The 18,957-nt window shown below is 59.7% G+C and carries 18 protein-coding genes; 10 read left to right on the forward strand and 8 right to left on the reverse strand.

Annotation, left to right across the window (positions count from 1 at the left end; translation table 11 throughout):
* Window positions 1-81 precede the first annotated feature (81 nt).
* Both HF675_RS12045 and HF675_RS12050 read right to left on the reverse strand, forming a co-directional pair.
* Window positions 82-1,383 (reverse strand): sorbosone dehydrogenase family protein, encoded by a 1,302-nt coding sequence (locus tag HF675_RS12045; protein ID WP_105231179.1) that lies wholly within the window; start codon window positions 1,381-1,383, stop codon window positions 82-84.
* A 13-nt stretch (window positions 1,384-1,396) separates the two neighbouring features.
* A complete protein-coding gene (locus tag HF675_RS12050) occupies window positions 1,397-1,816 on the reverse strand; it encodes a DUF2231 domain-containing protein (protein WP_370447007.1) in 420 nt (139 codons plus the stop codon).
* A 573-nt stretch (window positions 1,817-2,389) separates the two neighbouring features.
* Between HF675_RS12050 and HF675_RS12055 the strand changes: the two genes are divergently transcribed.
* On the forward strand, window positions 2,390-4,789 hold the full coding sequence (locus tag HF675_RS12055) for a glucose/quinate/shikimate family membrane-bound PQQ-dependent dehydrogenase (protein ID WP_105231177.1): 2,400 nt from the start codon (window positions 2,390-2,392) through the stop codon (window positions 4,787-4,789).
* Between the two features lie 158 nt (window positions 4,790-4,947).
* Here the strand turns inward: HF675_RS12055 and HF675_RS12060 are convergent, their stop codons facing one another.
* The 4 genes from HF675_RS12060 to HF675_RS12075 form a co-directional block, all read right to left on the reverse strand.
* Window positions 4,948-5,172, reverse strand: coding sequence for a hypothetical protein (locus HF675_RS12060; RefSeq protein ID WP_187043099.1), 225 nt, complete (start codon window positions 5,170-5,172; stop codon window positions 4,948-4,950).
* The gene (locus HF675_RS12065; RefSeq protein ID WP_105231175.1) at window positions 5,169-5,411 is read right to left on the reverse strand and encodes a tlde1 domain-containing protein; all 243 of its coding nucleotides are present in this window, start codon (window positions 5,409-5,411) and stop codon (window positions 5,169-5,171) included. Before HF675_RS12065 ends, HF675_RS12060 begins: the two co-directional genes overlap by 4 nt.
* Window positions 5,412-5,476: 65 nt before the next feature.
* Window positions 5,477-5,662: a hypothetical protein gene (locus HF675_RS12070; RefSeq protein WP_105231174.1), complete on the reverse strand. Its 186-nt coding sequence runs from the start codon at window positions 5,660-5,662 to the stop codon at window positions 5,477-5,479.
* Window positions 5,663-5,666: 4 nt separating this feature from the next.
* Window positions 5,667-6,311, reverse strand: coding sequence for a hypothetical protein (locus HF675_RS12075; RefSeq protein ID WP_187043100.1), 645 nt, complete (start codon window positions 6,309-6,311; stop codon window positions 5,667-5,669).
* Window positions 6,312-6,617: 306 nt separating this feature from the next.
* On the opposite strand from HF675_RS12075, the gene HF675_RS12080 reads away from it, so the two are divergent.
* From HF675_RS12080 to HF675_RS12115, 8 genes are all read left to right on the forward strand, one after another.
* A complete protein-coding gene (locus HF675_RS12080) occupies window positions 6,618-7,667 on the forward strand; it encodes a dipeptidase (RefSeq protein WP_187043101.1) in 1,050 nt (349 codons plus the stop codon).
* A 126-nt stretch (window positions 7,668-7,793) separates the two neighbouring features.
* A complete protein-coding gene (pqqA, locus tag HF675_RS12085; protein ID WP_004937827.1) occupies window positions 7,794-7,871 on the forward strand; it encodes a pyrroloquinoline quinone precursor peptide PqqA in 78 nt (25 codons plus the stop codon).
* Between the two features lie 60 nt (window positions 7,872-7,931).
* Window positions 7,932-8,843, forward strand: a complete 912-nt coding sequence (gene pqqB, locus HF675_RS12090) for a pyrroloquinoline quinone biosynthesis protein PqqB (protein ID WP_105231171.1) — start codon at window positions 7,932-7,934, stop codon at window positions 8,841-8,843.
* Window positions 8,844-8,852: 9 nt separating this feature from the next.
* A complete protein-coding gene (gene pqqC, locus HF675_RS12095) occupies window positions 8,853-9,608 on the forward strand; it encodes a pyrroloquinoline-quinone synthase PqqC (RefSeq protein WP_105231170.1) in 756 nt (251 codons plus the stop codon).
* On the forward strand, window positions 9,608-9,886 hold the full coding sequence (gene pqqD / locus HF675_RS12100; protein WP_105231169.1) for a pyrroloquinoline quinone biosynthesis peptide chaperone PqqD: 279 nt from the start codon (window positions 9,608-9,610) through the stop codon (window positions 9,884-9,886). Before pqqC ends, pqqD begins: the two co-directional genes overlap by 1 nt.
* Window positions 9,879-11,024, forward strand: a complete 1,146-nt coding sequence (gene pqqE / locus HF675_RS12105; protein WP_105231168.1) for a pyrroloquinoline quinone biosynthesis protein PqqE — start codon at window positions 9,879-9,881, stop codon at window positions 11,022-11,024. Before pqqD ends, pqqE begins: the two co-directional genes overlap by 8 nt.
* Before the next feature lie 2 nt (window positions 11,025-11,026).
* Complete coding sequence (gene pqqF / locus HF675_RS12110; RefSeq protein ID WP_187043102.1) at window positions 11,027-13,351, forward strand: pyrroloquinoline quinone biosynthesis protein PqqF; 2,325 nt, start codon at window positions 11,027-11,029, stop codon at window positions 13,349-13,351.
* A 187-nt stretch (window positions 13,352-13,538) separates the two neighbouring features.
* On the forward strand, window positions 13,539-15,971 hold the full coding sequence (locus HF675_RS12115; RefSeq protein ID WP_187043103.1) for a glucose/quinate/shikimate family membrane-bound PQQ-dependent dehydrogenase: 2,433 nt from the start codon (window positions 13,539-13,541) through the stop codon (window positions 15,969-15,971).
* A 70-nt stretch (window positions 15,972-16,041) separates the two neighbouring features.
* Here the strand turns inward: HF675_RS12115 and HF675_RS12120 are convergent, their stop codons facing one another.
* On the reverse strand, window positions 16,042-17,025 hold the full coding sequence (locus HF675_RS12120) for an NAD(P)H-quinone oxidoreductase (protein ID WP_187044733.1): 984 nt from the start codon (window positions 17,023-17,025) through the stop codon (window positions 16,042-16,044).
* Between the two features lie 148 nt (window positions 17,026-17,173).
* On the opposite strand from HF675_RS12120, the gene HF675_RS12125 reads away from it, so the two are divergent.
* Window positions 17,174-18,142, forward strand: a complete 969-nt coding sequence (locus tag HF675_RS12125; RefSeq protein WP_105231162.1) for a LysR substrate-binding domain-containing protein — start codon at window positions 17,174-17,176, stop codon at window positions 18,140-18,142.
* 27 nt (window positions 18,143-18,169) lie between these two features.
* Here HF675_RS12125 and HF675_RS12130 read toward each other — a convergent pair whose 3' ends face one another.
* Window positions 18,170-18,814, reverse strand: a complete 645-nt coding sequence (locus HF675_RS12130) for a Qnr family pentapeptide repeat protein (RefSeq protein ID WP_111738058.1) — start codon at window positions 18,812-18,814, stop codon at window positions 18,170-18,172.
* Between the last annotated feature and the right edge of the window lie 143 nt (window positions 18,815-18,957).

The following is an 18,957-nucleotide window of genomic DNA, read 5'->3' on the forward strand; positions in this document are numbered from 1 at the left end:
AAAACGCCGTCCGGCTGATGTTGCCGGACGGCGCAGGCAAGATAACGGGTCTGGCCGTCGCGCCAGACCCGGGTTAACGCGTTATTGCGCGGCGCTGATGCGCCAGACGCTGTCGCCGGCGTCATCGGCAATCACCACGCCGCCCTGCTTATCCATCGCCAGGCCGACCGGCAGGCCGCGCACCTGCTTCTGGTCGTCGGTCAGGAATCCGGTCACCACCGGCTGCGGCTTGCCGACCGGCTTGCCGTTTTCAAACTTCACCCACACCACCCGGTAGCCGTTGAGCGGCGTGCGGTTCCAACTGCCGTGCTCGCTGATAAACGCCCCGCCGCGGTACTGCGGCATATTGTCGCCGGTGTAGAACAGCAGCCCCAGCGGCGCGACGTGTGAGCTGAGCGCATAATCGGGCTTGATCGCCTTTTCCACCAGATCCGGCCGCGGCGGCTGTACGCGGCTGTCCACATGCTGGCCGAAATAGCTGTACGGCCAGCCGTAGAAGCCGTTCTCCTGCACCGAGGTCATATAGTCCGGCACCAGATCGGAACCGATTTCATCACGTTCGTTGACGATCGCCCACAGCTTGCCGCTTTGCGGCTCCCACTGCAGCCCGGTCGGGTTGCGCAGACCGCCGGCATAAATACGGCTGGCGCCGCTGTCGGCATCCACTTCCAGCACCGCCGCGCGGCGATACTCCGCGCCGATGCCGTTTTCCGTGATATTGCTGTTGGAGCCGACCCCGACATACAGCTTGCTGCCGTCCGGGCTGGCGAGCAGCGCTTTGGTCCAGTGGTGATTGAGCGGGCCGCCCGGCAGTTCGGTCACTTCAACCCCCGGCTCGCGGATCTCGGTTTGCCCCTCCTGGTAAGGGAATTTCACCAGGCTGTCGGCATTGGCCACCCACAGCGTGTTGCCGATCAGCTGAATGCCGAACGGCGAGCGCAGATTTTCGATAAAGGTATGTTTCTGCCACTGGCCGTCAACGTTACGCAGCAGCGTAATGCGGTTGCCGCCCGCGCCGCCCTTGCCGGAAGATTTCTGCACGATGCCCATAATCAGCTGCTTCGGCCGCGTGGTGGGCTTGGCCGGCCCGTTGGATTCGGCCACCAGAATATCGTTATTCGGCAGCACGTAAACCTGGCGCGGGTGCATCAGACCCTCGGCGATTTTTTCAATTTTCAGCCCTTCGGCCACCTTGGGCATCTCGCCCTGTTTCCAGGCGGTGCCTTCCGGCACCTGCATCGGCGGCATCAGGAAGTTTTTCGCCTGCGGCAGCTCCGGGTCTGGGCCTATCTGCTTTTGCGGATCCAGCTGTGAGCCGTTGTCGCACCCCGCCAGCAGGGCGCTGAGGACGGCGGCGGTCAGGACGGTATTGAGTTTTTTCATGGTCGGCTTCTCCTTAAGCGGCACGTTGACGTAACGCAAATTGCACATTGCCCAGCAGCAGCAGGATCACCACCAGGGTCGAGAGCGTGACGCCCAACGGCACCACCGCGTAGGCGTCGCGGCTGTGAATAAAGGCGTTGACGATTGCCAGCAGGATGGCCAGCAGGTTCAACCAGAAGTGCAGTTTCGCCCCGCTCTCACGCGCGCTGCCGCTGAACCAGACCTGCACCAGATTAATCAGCCGTGGAATAATGGCGATCACCAGCCCGATGGCGATCAGCCAGCTGGCGGCGTGGGTCCACATCAGTACAAAAGTTTTCAGGTAAATAATGTCAAAGACCCAGGCGGCAACAAAGAATCCGAGCGGAATCGGGTTCAGCAGTTCATACAGCGCCACGGCAAGCGTCGATTTTCCCGAGGTATTATGGTGGATAGTCATTTCCGTCTCCTAAACGCATCCAAAGGTATGCGCAGCCGCCAACATGCGACCGCGCCTGTAATAGATTAGTAAAGATGATGGAACGTGCGGGCGCGCAGGACGAAAAAACGCGAAAAAAAACAACGAAAAAATCAGGGGTAATCAAATTTAGAATCATCCTGCCCCCGATATATTGTGGCAATAAAATTAAGGGTATATTTCACCGGCGCGTGAATAGCCATAAATAACGTACGATATTTGATGATTAATAAACCATGCGCTATCGCTCTGTGACGGGTGACGCATTAATTGTTCATCGGCCGCGCTTCCCGCCTCAGACCGCATGATTACTGGGCTGAGGCGCTCTCCGGCCGGTGTTGCGGCGGTGAAAAAACGTGCGTCTTACCATTAAAGCTCTACCATATCTGTGAAATAAGTCTCATACTTGCGCAGCTTTATTGATTCCAGGGTCAATAAAGCGACCGGCCGAACGCTATTTTCGGCCCGGTGAAACAAAAAAACAGAATGCTTTTTGAGATTTGGCTTATTCTCAAAATGAAGCTTTTTTAATTCACGGTGGTTAATTCTATGGAAAAAAAACACCCCTCATCCATCCTGATCCTATTAACAGCACTATTCGCTGCGTTAAGCGGCGTATATCTGTTAGTCGGCGGGATATGGTTGACCAAACTTGGCGGCTCGTTCTATTACATCGTCGCCGGTCTGGTAATGTTAATAACCGCATGGCTGCTGTATCGTCGTCGTGCTACTGCCTTACTGCTGTACGCCCTGTTCCTGTTGGGCACGGTGATCTGGGCGCTGTGGGAAGTCGGCCCTGATTTCTGGGCGCTGACGCCGCGTCTCGACGTCACCTTCTTCTTCGGTCTGTGGATGGTGCTGCCGTTCATTTACCGCAAACTGGTTGCCGGCGGTAAACTGGCCTACGGCGCGCTGAGCGCAGTGCTGGTGCTGACCGTGGTGGTGCTGGTCTATGCGGTGTTCAACGACCCGCAGGAGATCCACGGCACGCTGGACCCGGCGCAGACGCAGGCGGTGGTCGACCAGGCCGCGCAGGCTGACGGCGCTGACTGGCCGGCCTACGGCCGTACTCAGGAAGGTACCCGCTACTCGCCGCTGAAGCAGATCAACGACAAAAACGTCTCTCAGCTGAAAGAAGCCTGGACCTTCCGCACCGGCGATCTGAAAACCGAGAACGACCCGGGTGAGATCACCAACGAAGTGACGCCGATTAAAATCCGCGACACGCTGTATCTGTGCACCGCGCACCAGAAACTGTTCGCGCTGGACGCCGCTACCGGTAAACAGAAGTGGCAGTTCGATCCGCAGCTCAAATACAACTCGACCTTCCAGCACATCACCTGCCGCGGCGTTTCTTATCATGAAACACCGGCTGCGGCGCAGGCCGATGCCAATCATACGCCGGCTGCCCAGTGCGCCCGCCGTATTATCATGCCGGTGAACGACGGTCGTCTGTTTGCGTTGGATGCGGAAACCGGCAAACGCTGCCCGGACTTTGCCAACAACGGCGAGCTGAACCTGCAGAGCAATATGCCGTATGCGTCGCCGGGCCGTTATGAGCCGACTTCGCCGCCGGTGGTCACCGATAAAGTGATCATCATCGCCGGTGCGGTCACCGATAACTACTCCAACCGCGAGCCTTCCGGGGTAATCCGCGGCTTTGACGTCAACAGCGGCAAACTGCTGTGGGCCTTCGATCCGGGCAGCGCCGATCCGAACAAGATCCCTGCCGACGAACACCACTTCGTGCCGAACTCGCCGAACTCCTGGGCGCCGGCAGCCTATGACGCCAAACTGGATCTGGTTTACCTGCCGATGGGCGTTCCTACCCCGGATATCTGGGGCGGCGACCGTACGCCGGAAATGGAGCGTTACTCCAGCAGCCTGGTGGCTCTGCATGCCAGTACCGGTAAACTGGCCTGGTCTTATCAGACCGTGCACCACGACCTGTGGGACATGGATATCCCTGCCCAGCCGACGCTGGCGGATATCACTGATAAAGACGGCAAGAAAGTACCGGTCATTTACGTACCGACCAAAACCGGCAACATCTTCGTGCTGAACCGCGCCACCGGCAAACTGGTGGTGCCTGCACCGGAGCGTCCGGTACCGCAGGGCCCGGCGAAAGGCGACCGTCTGTCACCGACGCAGCCGTTCTCCGAGCTGACCTTCCGTCCGGAAGAGAAACTGACCGGTGCGGACACCTGGGGTGCGACCATCTACGATCAGCTGGTCTGCCGCGTGATGTTCCACAGCCTGCGCTATGAAGGCACCTTCACCCCGCCGTCCGAGCAAGGCACGCTGGTGTTCCCGGGCAACCTGGGGATGTTTGAATGGGGCGGCCTGTCGGTGGATACCGACCGTCAGGTGGCGATCGCCAACCCGATGGCGCTGCCGTTTGTCTCCAAGTTGATTCCGCGCGGTCCGGGCAACCCGATCGAACCGGATGAAAATGACAAAGGCGGCACCGGCTCCGAGTCCGGCATTCAGCCGCAGTACGGCGTACCGTACGGCGTGACTCTGAACCCGTTCCTGTCGCCACTGGGCTTCCCGTGCAAACAGCCTGCCTGGGGTTACATTTCTGCGGTCGATCTGAAAACCAACAAGATCGTGTGGAAAAAACGTATCGGCACCGTGCGCGACAGCTCGCCGGTTCCACTGCCGTTTAAAATGGGTATGCCAATGCTGGGCGGTCCTGTGACCACCGCGGGTAATATCTTCTTTATCGGCGCTACCGCAGATAACTACCTGCGTGCGTTTAACGTCAGCAACGGCGATAAACTGTGGGAAGCGCGTCTGCCGGCCGGCGGCCAGGCAACGCCAATGACCTATCAGGTCAACGGTAAGCAGTACGTGGTGATCGCCGCAGGCGGCCACGGCTCGTTCGGCACCAAAATGGGCGACTACATTGTGGCCTATGCCCTGCCAGACGGCACCGAAAGCAAGTAATCTGACGCGCTAACGCGTGTGAGTACAGCAGATGGCCGCCCTTCGGGGCGGCCATTTTTTTGTGATAGCTTAGGCAGGGAAAGTGGGGAGACGGTCAGTCATTTCAACCCGCCATGAACGTTATCGTTATAGGACGCTCTCTGCGCCCTTTTCTTTACCTATCTGAACCTGCGGTTACCTATCCAGACGATCGGCAGAGAGAGCGCCGCAGACGCTATGAGAGTCACATCTGCAAGCAGGTTTGTCATTCCCTCCGCATCGTGGATATCAAGCAGGCTCGCCAGTGAGCGGAACAGACTATCCGGCATAATAGCCCCCAGAATAAACATCAAGACGATAGCCAGCACCACAAAGGCTATCAGGCTCAAGAGAATGCGTTTCATATCACTCTGACCTCACCGTAGGCGTAAAGGTTTGAGCCGGGGATTTTGAACTTTGGAGAGTTGAGGATACGCCAGCGGAGCACATTGAATTCACGCTGATTGAACAGAGTGATGCAGCCCTCAGAAATCTTACGCGGCCCCGCTGGATGCAACCGGAATCCACCACGCATAACGCCCTGTGTGAACGTCACATCATCTGTCTTTCCATCGTCCCGGAACCGGCCAAACCATAGACTTATTGCTGGTCATTCCTGCCCTCATACCATGACATTCGATGAAGAACAGTAGAGGGCACTCTTCGGCATCAGTCTTTTTTGGGAGTAAACTTGTCGATCACGATAAGCAACAGGACGCCAACAACAACAATCCCTAACGGGGCTATAATCTTCATGTTGCCGGGTTCCTCGTAGAAGTACGCAAAACTAAGAAGTGCAGCACCTCCCATCACGGAACCCACCAGACCGAAAAGTAAACGCATGAGGAAAATCATATTCTCACCCTTTAAAATCTAGGTTTCGTACAGACTCCTGCAACTGAGCCGGGCTGTTTTGATACGTTTGGATGAGCTTGGTAATTTTACCGATCGGCTTTTCAAACATAAAGTACAGCATATCAAAGTCTTTGATGTAGAGCTTGCGATACAGGGCGGGGTTAGTCAACGCCAGTTCACGGGATGCATTAGCTGCATTGGCTAGCAAGCCTTGCGTTAATATCAAACCTACCCCAGCGGTAAGGGTTGTACGGATCGTGAGCTTGAAGAATGCACTCATCATTACCCCTTCACAAAGTTGTTGCGCAAGGTAGGTGACAATTAAGTTTTGCATAACCCAGCTACTCTCCGCTTCCGTCTGTTTTTGCGTTACAGCACTATGCAGCCATCGCAGAACCGGTTCAGGAACTTTATCAATTACATCATCTAATATGATTCTGGCTATGTCGTATATCTGATTGCGGTTCTTGGCTATCTTAATCATACCGCGAGCAAAACGGGCATCCTCTGCCAGATTACGGCGCTGATAGTAGCTACGTCCATCACTCAGGTTTAGATCCTGCAACGTGCGTTCTAACCCTAAATATGCATCACGTGGAATACTGGCAATACCTAATGCAATAGCTTTCCCTGCATCCATAACATCCATTTATAACTCTCCCTATCAGTAAGTTTCCTGATGTTAATGTGGGTAGAGGGACGTATCAATAGGAGCTATCTGGCAGGAAGATTATTTGTGCGAGGTGTACAACTTTTGATAGTAAAAAATGGGGAAAACAGGTGTCACACAGGCACTGCTTTAACTCGTCACAAAAAAATCAAGAAATTGCGTCCTTCGGGGCGGCCATTTTTTAGCGACTTGCCGCACAAACCACCGTTCGGCAAGGTCGGCGGTTGCCCTGTCCCGGCAGATCGGGGAACATAGACGCCTACCTGCCGACAGAGCGAAACCACCATGACGACCCCAGCGCCCCACGCCGTATTTGACGGCCATAACGACCTGCTGCTCAAACTGTGGCTTGACCACCCCGACGATCCGGCCGGCGCCTTTTACCATCAGGTGGCGGGCGGCCATCTCGATTTTCCGCGTATGCGGCGCGGCGGTTTCGCCGGCGGGCTGTTTGCGGTATTTATCCCGCCGGTGGCGTATGTCGCCCAGCAGCGCGGGCAGTCTGAAGCGCAGGTGCAGGACTATTTCGATCCGCTGACCATCGTCGAGCAGCAGATCGCTATTATGTATCAGCTGGAGCAGGCGGCGCCGGAACGGCTGCGCATCTGCCGTACGGCCGACGATATCCGCCAGTGCCGGGCCGACGGACGGATCGCCGCGGTGCTGCATATTGAGGGCGCCGGCGCGCTGGACGCCGATCTGTCGCAGCTGGATCATTTCTATCAACTGGGCGTACGCAGCATCGGCCCGTTCTGGAATGTGCCCAACGCGTTTGGTGAAGGGATACGCGGCGCGTTTCCCGGCTCTCCGGACAGCGGCCCCGGCCTGACCGCCGCCGGCAAAGCGCTGATTGCCGCCTGCAACCGGCGCCGCATCATGATCGACGTCTCGCATATGAACGAAAAGGCTTTCTGGGACACCGCCGCGCTCAGCAACGCGCCGTTGGTGGCGACCCACTCCAACGCCCATGCGCTCTGCCCGCAGCCGCGTAACCTCACCGACGCGCAGCTGGAGGCCATCGCGCACAGCGGCGGTATGGTCGGCGTCAACTTCGGCACCGCATTTTTGCGCGCCGACGGCAAACGAGACAGCGCCAATACCGATTTGACCGAAATTGTTAAACATATTGAGTTTCTAATCGCTAAACTTGGTGAAGACCACGTTGGATTCGGTTCGGATTTTGACGGTGTGAATGTGCCGCAGCCGCTGGGAGACGTCAGCGGGCTGCCGACGCTGATTCAGACGCTGTCGCTGGCGGGTTTTGACCAACCGCTGCTGGACAAGCTCTGTTGGGGCAACTGGATAAAAACGCTTGATGTCAACTGGCGCGCGTAGCCAAAAACTTTTACCCTTTAAAGGTTGCGAAGTTCATCACATTTATTCAACATCGCAGCGGCCGAATGTAAACGGTTTTCTAAATGGGCGCTTTTTGCCCGCGACTATAAAATAGGAGTACGACATATGACCACCTGGACTAAACCTGAATTCGTCGACCTGCGCCTGGGCCTGGAAGTGACGCTGTACATTTCCAACCGTTAATTGCCCGTCATGCCCGCCCTGTGCGGGCATCTCTTTGGTTTTCCCTTATCTGGTCCACACATGCAGATTAAAGTTCTCGGCTCTGCGGCAGGCGGCGGTTTCCCTCAGTGGAACTGCAACTGCAAGAATTGTCAGGGCGTGCGTAACAACACCATCAAGGCGTCGCGCCGTACCCAGTCCTCCATCGCCATCAGCGACGACGGTAAAAACTGGGTGCTGTGCAACGTCTCCCCCGATATCTGCCATCAACTGCTGGCTTCGCCTGAATTGAATAACCCCGACGTGTTGCGCGGTACCGGCATCGGTTCGATTATCCTGACCGACAGCCAGATCGATCACAGCGCGGGTTTACTCAATTTACGTGAAGGCTGCCCGCATCACGTCTGGTGCACCCGTGAAGTGCACGACGATCTCAGCAACGGCTTCCCGCTGTTCACCATGCTGTCGCACTGGAACGGCGGGCTGATCCACCACCCGGTTGAACCGCTGGAGAGCTTCCAGACGGCGGTCTGCCCGACCATCCGCTTTACCGCCATCCCGCTGCTGAGCAATGCACCGCCCTATTCGCAGTATCGCCACCGTCCGCTGCCGGGGCATAACGTCGCCCTGTTTATCGAAGATACCGCACGCGGCAGCAACCTGCTGTACGCGCCGGGGCTGGGCGAGCCGGACGATGCCCTGCTGCCGTGGCTGCAGCGCGCCGACTGCCTGCTGATTGACGGCACGCTGTGGCGCGACAATGAGCTGGCGGACACCGGCGTCGGCCGCAACACCGGCAAAGACATGGGCCACCTGGCGCTGGCCGAGGAACAGGGCCTGGCGGCGCTGCTGGCTTCGCTGCCGGCAAAACGCAAAATCCTGATCCATATTAATAATACCAATCCGATCCTGGACGAAGATTCCGCCGAGCGTCGCAGCCTGACGCAGGCCGGCATCGAAGTGAGCTGGGACGGTATGAACATCGACCTGTAGGTTAACGCCATGACACAGCAACATCCCCTTTCCCCGGCCGAATTTGAAGCGGCGCTGCGGGCGAAAGGCGCGTATTACCATATTCATCATCCGTACCATATCGCCATGCACAACGGCGAGGCGACGCGCGAGCAGATCCAGGGCTGGGTCGCCAACCGTTTCTATTACCAGACCAGCATCCCGATCAAGGACGCGGCGATTATGGCCAACTGCCCGCAGCCGGACGTGCGCCGCAAGTGGGTGCAGCGTATTCTCGACCACGACGGCTACGGCGGCGGCGAAGGCGGTATCGAAGCCTGGCTGCGGCTGGGCGAAGCGGTGGGCCTGCAGCGCGAGACTCTGCTGTCTGAAGAGCTGGTGCTGCCGGGCGTGCGCTTCGCCGTCGACGCCTATGTCAATTTCGCCCGCCGCGCCTGCTGGCAGGAAGCGGCCTGCAGCTCGCTGACCGAACTGTTCGCACCGCAGATCCATCAGGCGCGCCTTGACACCTGGCCGCAGCACTATCAGTGGATTGAGGCCGAAGGCTATGACTACTTCCGCAGCCGCCTCGGCCAGGCCAACCGCGACGTAGAGCACGGCCTGGCGCTGGCGCTGGAGTACTGCGACAGCGTAGAGAAGCAGCAGCGTATGCTGGAGATCCTGCAGTTTAAACTGGATATTCTGTGGAGCATGCTGGACGCCATGACCATGGCCTATACCCTGAACCGAGCGCCGTACCACACCGTGACCGATGCGCGGGCGTGGCATACCCAGAGGCTGGTGTAATGACCCTGAATCCAGAACAAACCCCGATGTTCCGCCGCGGCTACCGCCTGCAGTGGGAAGAGGTGCAGCAGAGCCATGTGATTCTGTACCCTGAGGGCATGGCCAAACTGAACGACAGCGCCGCCGCCATTTTGCAACTGGTGGACGGCAAATCGACGCTGCAAGGCATCATAGACCAGCTGAACGCGCGCTTTCCCGGCGCCGACGGGCTGGCGCAGGACGTGCTGGAGTTTTTCCAGAGCGCCTACGAGCAAAAATGGGTAATTTTCCGTGACTGAGAATGCTGTAAAACCGTCGGTTAACCCGCCGCTGTGGCTGCTGGCGGAGCTGACCTACCGCTGCCCGCTGCAATGTCCCTACTGCTCCAACCCGCTCGACTTCGCCGCGCAGGAGCAGGAGCTGACCACCGAACAGTGGATTGAGGTGTTCCGGCAGGCGCGGGCGATGGGCAGCGTGCAACTGGGCTTTTCCGGCGGCGAGCCGCTGGTGCGCAAAGATTTGCCGGAGCTGATTGCCGCCGCGCGCGATCTGGGATTCTATACCAACCTGATCACCTCCGGCATCGGGCTGACGGAGAAAAAGCTGCAGACTTTCGCCGACGCCGGTCTGGACCATATCCAGATCAGCTTCCAGGCCAGCGATGAAACGCTGAACGCGGCGCTGGCCGGTAACCCGAAAGCCTTCCAGCAAAAGCTGGCGATGGCAAAAGCGGTCAAGGCGCTGGGCTACCCGATGGTGCTGAACTTTGTGCTGCACCGGCATAACATCGACCAGATCGACCGTATTATCGAGCTGGCGATTCAGCTGGAGGCCGACGACGTGGAGCTGGCGACCTGTCAGTTTTACGGCTGGGCGCAATTGAACCGCGAAGGCCTGCTGCCGACCCGCGAGCAGATTGCCGATGCAGAACAGGTGGTGCAGCGCTATCGTGAAAAAATGGCCGACAGCGGTAACCTGGCCAACCTGCTGTTCGTCACGCCGGACTACTACGAAGAACGGCCGAAAGGCTGCATGGGCGGCTGGGGCGCGATTTTCCTCAGCGTGACGCCGGAAGGCATGGCGTTACCCTGTCACAGCGCCCGTCAGCTGCCGGTGAAATTCCCGTCGGTGCTGGAGCACAGCCTGGAGCACATCTGGTACGAATCATTCGGCTTTAACCGCTATCGCGGCTATGACTGGATGCCGGAGCCATGCCGCTCCTGCCCGGAAAAAGAGCAGGATTACGGCGGCTGCCGCTGCCAGGCGTTTATGCTGACCGGCGATGCCAGCAATGCTGACCCGGTGTGTTCGAAATCAGCGCACCACGGCACCATCCTGGCGGCACGCGAGGCGGCGAACCAGACGCAGATCGGCATCGATCAGCTGCGCTTCCGCAACCGCGCCAACTCCCAGCTGATCTTCAAAGGTCAGGCCTAACCATGCCCCAGCCCCCGGTTACGCTGCGGCTCGCGAGCGGCCTGCAGCTGAAACTGCTGGCCGATGCGGCTGCCCCGCGCGCGGCGGCGTTGATGCAGATTGACGCCGGCAGCCACCACGAACCGTCGGCCTGGCCGGGGCTGGCGCATCTGTTGGAACATATGCTGTTTCGCGGCAGTCGCACCTTTGACGACGATCAACGCCTGATGAACTGGGTGCCCGCCCACGGCGGCCGCCTCAACGCCACCACCCGCGAAACGCAAACCCACTTCTTTTTTGAAATCGACGGCGAACGCTTCGCCGACGGTTTGGCGCGGCTGATCGACATGCTGGCCGCCCCGCTGCTGGCCCTGCCGGCGCTGGCGCAGGAGGTTGAGGTGATCGAGGCCGAATACCGTCTGTTGTGCAAAGACGCGGATACGCTGTGCGAGGCCGCGCAGCAGCAGGCGTTTGACGGCATCGCCGCCATGCGACGCTTCACCATCGGCAACCGTCAGGCGTTTGGCGAGGATATGCCGGCGTTACGCGCCGCCCTGTGCGATTTCCATCGTCGCCATTACCACGCTGCCAACATGACGCTATGGCTGCAGGCGCCGCTGCCGCTCGACACTTTGCGACAGCTGGCCGAGCGGCTGACGGCGACGCTCCCTGGCGGCGATGTGGTCCTACAGGCGGAACCGCCGCGGCTGATCCCGCAAGCCGATCGCCGGCTGTGTCTGCCGGGACTGCCGCAGCTACGCTTAACCTTTGCGCTTAACCAGCCGGACGCCGCCGCCCGTGACGGACTGCGCCTGCTGGATGCGCTGCTGCAGGACGAAGCGCCCGGCAGCCTGATGGCGCTGCTGCGCCGTGAAGCCTGCTGCGACGGCGTCCGGCTGCAGCATACGCCCTGCGCCGAAGGACGCGCGCTGCTGACGTTTATCTTTAGCGTCAACCGGGGCAGCGCGGCGGAAGCCGCAAGGATTGAAAGCGCCCTGCTGAACTGGCTGCGGCAGCTGCCGTCGCTCAGCGCAGCACAGCGCGAGCACTACATGCGGCGTGGCAATCAGGACTTTATGCGCTTGCCGCCGCTGGATCAGCTGCGGGCGCGGGCGTTCGGCCTGCCGCCGGCGACTGAAGATGCACTGTGGACGGCCTGCCTGGCCGCACTGACGGCGGGCAATCTGCGTCGTCTGCTGGTGACCCCGGAGGGAACGGCAACGCCGCGCATACTGCAAGGGTTACCGCTGGCGCTGGCCCCCTTTGTCGCCACCCACAGCGCGCGCATTGCGCCGCGCTATCGCTTTTATCCGCACAGCGACGCCCCGCCGCCGCCGTTGATGCTGCCCGCTGAACGGGCACCGCTGACATGGCATTCTGACGGCGATCATCCGCCGGTATTGCTGCTGCGCCCCGCGCCGGCAACGCCGCTGGCGTCGGCGCAGGCCAGTTTACTGACCTCGGCGCTACGCACGCTGGCGGCAGAAACGGCGCATCAGGGCGGCTATCTCGGCGTGACGCAGAGCCACGGCGTCTGGACGCTGCAGCTGTCCGGCGACGCCCCGCTGCTGGGCCGGGCGCTCAGCCAGATCAATCAGCGTCTGACTTCCCTTGACGATGCTCTTAAACAGGAGGCGGCGCGCAGCTGGCAGCGTACGCAGCTGCGCGCTCAGGGCGATATCGCCGTGCGCCGTCTGGCAGCGCAATTACCGGAGGTTCTGACGTCGCCGGGCGACGCGGTGTGCTGGCAGGCGACGCTGTTTGCCGGCGATGCGGCGCTGCATCAGCAGCTCAGTCAGCTGTTGTCCGCTTTCCCGGCACCGATTATCGCCGTGCAGGATGCCGCAATGATCACCGACGCACGGCCGGTGATACTCAGCGACGAAGATGACGATCGGACCCTGCTGCTGTTTTGCCCGCTGTCGGATAGCTCGCCGGCGGCGCGACTGGCGCTGCGGCTGCTGGCGCAGCTGTATGCGCCCCGCTTCTTCCAGCGGCTGCGGGTCGAGCTGAATATCGGCTATGTGGCGCACTGCGCCTATCACCGCTGCGCCGATCGCGACGGCATGCTGTTTGCCCTGCAGTCGCCGCACTGCAGCCTTGCGCAGTTGCAGCGCTATACCCACGAGTTTTTACAGCAGATGCGGCAGGAATTAGCCGTGCTGAACGATACGGCGCTGCAGCAGGCGAAACAGACGCTGGCCCAGAGCCTGCAACTCTCCGCCGGCGACTATTTGCAGCACACGCGCGAAAGTCTGTTGGAACAGCGGCCAGACGCCGCCGCGCTGGCGGCGCTGGATTTGCCGGCGCTGCTTGACGGGCAGCGCCGGTTGTTCCCTTCGATCTAAATCTTCACATTAATCCTTTTTATACAACACATATCTGTAACGACAAAAACGAATCAAATGGTACAATAAAGCCTTCTTAACGGTTTAATTGCCCCGCCATGCGCCGCGTTCGTGGCGCAATACCGGCTAACGATTACACTTTGTTAACACACAACGATAAGTAACATGATTCGGGAGAGTCACTGATATGTCTGATACAAATGCCCGACCGGGCATGAAAATATGGTGCGCGCTATTGGGGATCGTCCTCGCCGCCACCGGGCTGTTTTTCGCCATTGCCGGCGGCAAACTGGTCTCGCTGGGCGGCAGTTGGTACTTTCTGATCGCCGGCGTGGTGACGCTGCTGGCGGCCATCCAGCTGTTCCGCCGCCGCTCGTCGGCGGTGGTGCTGTTCCTGCTGGTGTTTATCGGCACCCTGATCTGGTCGGTGATTGACGCCGGCTTCGACTTCTGGCCGCTGGTGTCGCGCCTGATGGTGCCGACCGGCCTGATGCTGCTGGCGTTTCTCACCTGGCCGGCATTGCGCAAGGCGGAAGGTAAAGCGCCGCTGGGCAAACTCTCCTACCTGCTGTCGGCGCTGCTGGCCGTCGGCATGGTCGTGACCTTTGTGCAGATGTTCCAGCCGCACCCGACCGTTGCCTTCAGCGGCGAGCCGCTGCCATTGGTGCCGGTGGATAAAGCCAAACAGCAAAAAGACTGGGACAACTACGGCAACACGCCGGGCGGCGACCGTTTTGTGGCGCTGGACCAGATCACCCGCGATAACGTTAAAGATCTGAAAGTGGCCTGGACCTTCCACACCGGCGATACCCCGCTGAGCCCGGACGGCAACGGTGCGGAAGATCAGCAGACGCCGCTGCAGGTTGGCAACCGCATTTTCCTCTGTACCCCGCACAACAACGTGATTGCGGTTGACGCAGACAGCGGTAAAGAGATTTGGAAGCGTGAAATCAACGCCAAATCTCAGGTCTGGAACCGCTGCCGCGGTCTGGCCTATTTCGACGTTAACAAGCCGATCCCGCAGCCAAGCGTTCCCGGCTCCACCCCTGCCGCGCCGGTTGCGCTGGCGGCCGGCGATACCTGCCAGCGTCGTATTCTGATGAACACCATCGATGCGCGTCTGGTGGCGATTAACGCCGATAACGGCGAGTTCTGCCACAACTTCGGCCAGAACGGCATCGTCGATCTGAAAGCCGGCCTCGGCGACGCCGCCGATCCGAAATATCAGCTGACCTCCGCGCCGACGCTGGCCGGCACCACCGTGGTGGTGGGCGGCCGCGTGGCGGATAACGTTCAGACCGATATGCCGGGCGGCGTGCTGCGTGGCTTTAACGTGATCACCGGCGAGATGCGCTGGGCGTTCGACCCGGGCAACGACGATCCGAACGCGGCGTTGAAACCGGGCCAGAACTATGTGCGCAGCACCCCGAACTCCTGGGCGCCGATGTCCTATGACCCGGCGATGAACACCGTGTTCCTGCCGATGGGCAGCTCGTCGGTGGACCTGTGGGGCGCCAACCGCACCAAGCTGGACCACAAATACGGCGCGTCCATCCTGGCGCTGGACGCCACCACCGGTAAAGAGAAATGGGTCTACCAGACCGTGCATAACGATCTGTGGGACTTCGATATCCCGATGCAGCCAAGCCTGATCGACTTCCCGATGAAGGACGGCAGCACCAAACCGGCGCTGGTGTTTGGCGCGAAAACCGGTCAGATCTTCGTGCTGGATCGCCATACCGGCAAGCCGCTGACCGAAGTGAAAGAACTGCCGGTTAAAACCCGCAACATTCCGAACGAGCAGTATTCCGCCACCCAGCCGTTCTCGGTCGGTATGCCGCAGATTGGCGCACAGAAGCTCAGCGAATCGGATATGTGGGGCGCCACGCCGTTCGACCAGCTGATGTGCCGCATCAGCTTTAAATCGATGCGTTATGACGGCCTGTTCACCGCACCGGATACCGACGTATCCCTCAGCTTCCCTGGCTCGCTCGGCGGCATGAACTGGGGCGGCCTGTCAGTTGACCCGAACAACCACTATATCTTCGCCAACGATATGCGTCTGGGCCTGTGGGTGCAGATGATTCCGCAGAAACAGGAAGACGCCAATGCGCCTGCCAGCACCGGCGGTGAATCGGTGAATGCCGGGATGGGCGCGGTGCCGCTGAAAGGCACGCCATATGCGGTGAACAAAAACCGCTTTATGTCGCCGCTGGGCATTCCGTGCCAGAAGCCGCCGTTCGGCACCCTGTCCGCCATCGATCTGAAGACCCAGAAAGTGGTCTGGCAGGTACCGGCCGGCACCGTGCAGGACACCGGCCCGTTCGGCATCAAGATGCGTGCGCAGATGCCGGTCGGCATGCCGACGCTGGGCGGTACGCTGGCCACTCAGGGCGGCCTGGTGTTTATCGCCGGTACGCAGGACTACTACCTGCGCGCCTTTGACTCGTCAACCGGCAAAGAGGTATGGAAAGCGCGTCTGCCGGTCGGCAGCGGCGGCACCCCGATGAGCTATATTTCACCGGAAACCGGCAAGCAGTACATCCTGATCTCCGCCGGCGGCGCACGTCAGTCACCGGACCGCGGCGACTACGTGATTGCCTACGCGCTGGATAAATAATTCCGCCCCGTAAGATGAGATAGCCCGCTTGGTAATCAAGCGGGCTTTTTTGTGCCTTCTGCCTGTGCCGTTAACCAACGGTCAGCACAATTTTGCCGATATGTTTACCGCTGTCCATTTCCTGATGGGCGCGCGCCACATCGTCTAATGGCCAGGTCTGGTAGATCAGCGGCGGGCGGCACTGGCCGCTTTCCAGCAGCGGCCAGACGTGCTGCTGCAGCTCACGGGCAATCTGCGCTTTTTCCTCTTTGCTGCGTGCGCGCATGGTGGAGCCTGTCACCCGCGCACGCTTCAGCACCAGCTTCATCAGGTTGGCCTTTTCCGCCTCGTTGCCGCCGAGGAAGCCGATAATAATCAGCTGGCCGTCCTTTTTCAGTACCTCAATATTCTGGTTAAAGTAACTGCCGCCCATAATATCCAGCACCGCATCAACGCCTGCGCCATCGGTGTGCTTCTCAATCGCCGCAACAAAGTCATCGCGGCGGTAGTTGATGCCGATGCCGCCCAGTTCGGCGATGGCGGCGCATTTCTCATCGCTGCCGGCGGTGGCGTAGGCGGTAATGCCCAGCGCCCGGCACAGCATCAGCGCGGAGGTGCCGATGCCGCTAGTGCCGCCGTGAATCAGTACGCTGTCGCCCGGCTTCACCCGCTGGTCGGCCAGCAGGTTGGCCCAGACGGTAAAGAAGGTTTCCGGCAGCGCCGCCGCCTGCTCCATGCTAAACCCCTGCGGTATCGGCAGCAGTTGGGTTTCCGGCACCACGCAGTATTCGGCATAGCCGCCGCCGTCGGTCAGCGCGCAGACGCGTTCGCCAAGGGCGAAACGCGTCGCCCCTTCCCCGTATGCCACGATCTCGCCGGCAATCTCTAGCCCGGGAACCGGCGTGACGCCGGCAGGCATCGGGTATATTCCCTGCCGCTGCATAATATCAGGGCGATTAATCCCCGCCGCCCGGACGCGGATCAACACTTCACCGGCGCCGGGGCGCGGCAGCTCGGCGCTGACTACCTGTAACACCTCGGGGCCGCCGGGTTCGCGGATAATGATTTGCTTCATACTGGTCGGCAGCGTCGTGCCGTTCGCTTCAACTGACATCTGTGTATCCCGTTTTACGTTAACTCTGTTACCATTTAGCTTAAACTTGGTACACGCAAGCCACAAATGCCAGTTTTAGAATTCATTGTTGCAATATTGGAACGTAAAGATGCAGAACCTGGATGATATGTATTACTTTGCCCGCGTGGTCGAACACGGTGGCTTCAGCGCCGCCGGGCGCGCATTGGGCATTCCCAAATCACGGTTAAGCAGACGTATCAATGCGCTGGAAGAGCGGCTGGAGATCAAACTGATTAACCGCTCCACCCGGCAGTTTTCCGTCACCGAACTGGGGCACGCCTACTACCGCCACTGTATGGAGTTGACTGCGGCGGCGGAGGCTGCGCAGGCCATCGTGCACCAGAGCCAGACCGAACCGAAAGGCGGCATCCGCATCGCCTGCCCGACGGCGTTGCTGAACTTCCTGGTGACCGGCATGCTGGCGCGCTATATGAAACGCTATCCGAACGTCGAGATTTATCTGGAGAGCACCAATCGCCAGGTGGATATTCTGCGGGAGGGTTTTGACCTGGCGCTGCGTATCGACGTGCCGCCGCTGCCTGACAGCGGGTTGGCGAGCAAACGGCTGTCGCCCTGCACCTATCAGCTGGTCGCCAGCCCGCAGCTGCTGGAAACATACGGTACGATCGGCGATCCGGCGGCGCTCGACCGCTATCCCAGCCTGTCGGTCTCCACCGCCTATCAGTCGCACGAATGGCAACTGCACGGCCCCGACGGCGCGGAACGTCGTATCCGCCACAGCCCTAATCTGGTGACCGACGATATGATCACCCTGCGCCGGGCGGCGCTGGAAGGCCGCGGCGTGGTGCAACTGCCGACCTTTGTGGTGTACAAGGATCTCAAACGCGGCAAACTGAGCACGGTGCTGCCGGCCTGGCAGCCGAAGCCGGCGGAGGTAAACGCCCTGTTTCCGTCGCGGCGCGGTCTGATGCCCGCCATCCGTAGCCTGCTGGATGCGCTGACGGAAGAGTTCGCCCATATTGACGTGGCCGCGCTGTACGCCCGTTACCAGCAAAGCGGCGACGGCGACGCCTGTATTCTGATGGATGAATCCTGACGCCGTGTGCATTGCCAGGCAGCAACGCTAGCCGATAACCAGGATACCTAAGCGCTCCATCAGCTGCGACGCCTGATAGCTGTCCAGTTTGACCCCTTGCAGATCAACGTTGCGCACGTCCAGCTCGCCCAGTTCCGAATTGGTCAGGTCGCAGTGGGTAAAATCGGCGGCGCGCCAGTCGAACGAAGCAAACTCGCCGCCGGAAAGGTCGGAGCCGCTGAAATTTGCCCCCAGAATCTGAGCGCCGTTCCAGCGGTTTTCCCACAGTTCGCACTTCTCCAGCACCACTTTTGAAAAGTTGGCGTAACTCAGGTTGCTCTTGGTGATGTAGGCGCTGCAAAACCAGCTGCGTGAGGTGATCATGTTCATAAAGCTGGCGCCGCGAAAGTCTGCGCCCTGCGCTCGGCATTCACGGATTTCAATGCCTAACGCGCTGACGTTTCTGAAGTCCGTCATGGATAAATCACAGCTTTTGAAGCTGGCGTCCTTCAGCTGCGCCCGGCTGAAGCGGCACCCTAACCGGCTGTCGCGGTCGTAGAACGTGCAGCCGATAAACTCGCTGCCGGTCAGGTCCGCCCCCGAAAAATCACAGTTGTGAAAGGTCGCATTTTCAACTTTTGCACCGGTAAAGCGGTTGCGGTCAATCTTTTCGCCATCCAGGGTCAGCGTCATAGCAAATACCTGTTTATCCATACATGAGTTGCGTATTGTAGCCCCCTTTTTGCCGCCGGGTAAACTGGTTAATAGCGCCCGGCCTGTGCTATTATTCGCCACGTTTCCTTTTCCCATCTCACCCTGAGGCATTGATGCTGGAG

Origin of the sequence: Serratia sp. JUb9, from assembly GCF_014298095.1 — a bacterium.
Taxonomy (GTDB): domain Bacteria; phylum Pseudomonadota; class Gammaproteobacteria; order Enterobacterales; family Enterobacteriaceae; genus Serratia_B; species Serratia_B rhizosphaerae.

Bases quoted from the DNA above. Each gene is read 5' to 3' on its own strand.
- HF675_RS12045 (WP_105231179.1), bottom strand. From the start codon at position 1,383: ATGAAAAAACTCAATACCGTCCTGACCGCCGCCGTCCTCAGCGCCCTG.
- HF675_RS12055 (WP_105231177.1), top strand. From the start codon at position 2,390: ATGGAAAAAAAACACCCCTCATCCATCCTGATCCTATTAACAGCACTA.
- HF675_RS12060 (WP_187043099.1), bottom strand. From the start codon at position 5,172: ATGAAACGCATTCTCTTGAGCCTGATAGCCTTTGTGGTGCTGGCTATC.
- HF675_RS12070 (WP_105231174.1), bottom strand. From the start codon at position 5,662: ATGATTTTCCTCATGCGTTTACTTTTCGGTCTGGTGGGTTCCGTGATG.
- HF675_RS12075 (WP_187043100.1), bottom strand. From the start codon at position 6,311: ATGGATGTTATGGATGCAGGGAAAGCTATTGCATTAGGTATTGCCAGT.
- HF675_RS12080 (WP_187043101.1), top strand. From the start codon at position 6,618: ATGACGACCCCAGCGCCCCACGCCGTATTTGACGGCCATAACGACCTG.
- pqqA (WP_004937827.1), top strand. From the start codon at position 7,794: ATGACCACCTGGACTAAACCTGAATTCGTCGACCTGCGCCTGGGCCTG.
- pqqB (WP_105231171.1), top strand. From the start codon at position 7,932: ATGCAGATTAAAGTTCTCGGCTCTGCGGCAGGCGGCGGTTTCCCTCAG.
- pqqC (WP_105231170.1), top strand. From the start codon at position 8,853: ATGACACAGCAACATCCCCTTTCCCCGGCCGAATTTGAAGCGGCGCTG.
- pqqD (WP_105231169.1), top strand. From the start codon at position 9,608: ATGACCCTGAATCCAGAACAAACCCCGATGTTCCGCCGCGGCTACCGC.
- pqqF (WP_187043102.1), top strand. From the start codon at position 11,027: ATGCCCCAGCCCCCGGTTACGCTGCGGCTCGCGAGCGGCCTGCAGCTG.
- HF675_RS12115 (WP_187043103.1), top strand. From the start codon at position 13,539: ATGTCTGATACAAATGCCCGACCGGGCATGAAAATATGGTGCGCGCTA.
- HF675_RS12120 (WP_187044733.1), bottom strand. From the start codon at position 17,025: ATGAAGCAAATCATTATCCGCGAACCCGGCGGCCCCGAGGTGTTACAG.
- HF675_RS12125 (WP_105231162.1), top strand. From the start codon at position 17,174: ATGCAGAACCTGGATGATATGTATTACTTTGCCCGCGTGGTCGAACAC.
- HF675_RS12130 (WP_111738058.1), bottom strand. From the start codon at position 18,814: ATGACGCTGACCCTGGATGGCGAAAAGATTGACCGCAACCGCTTTACC.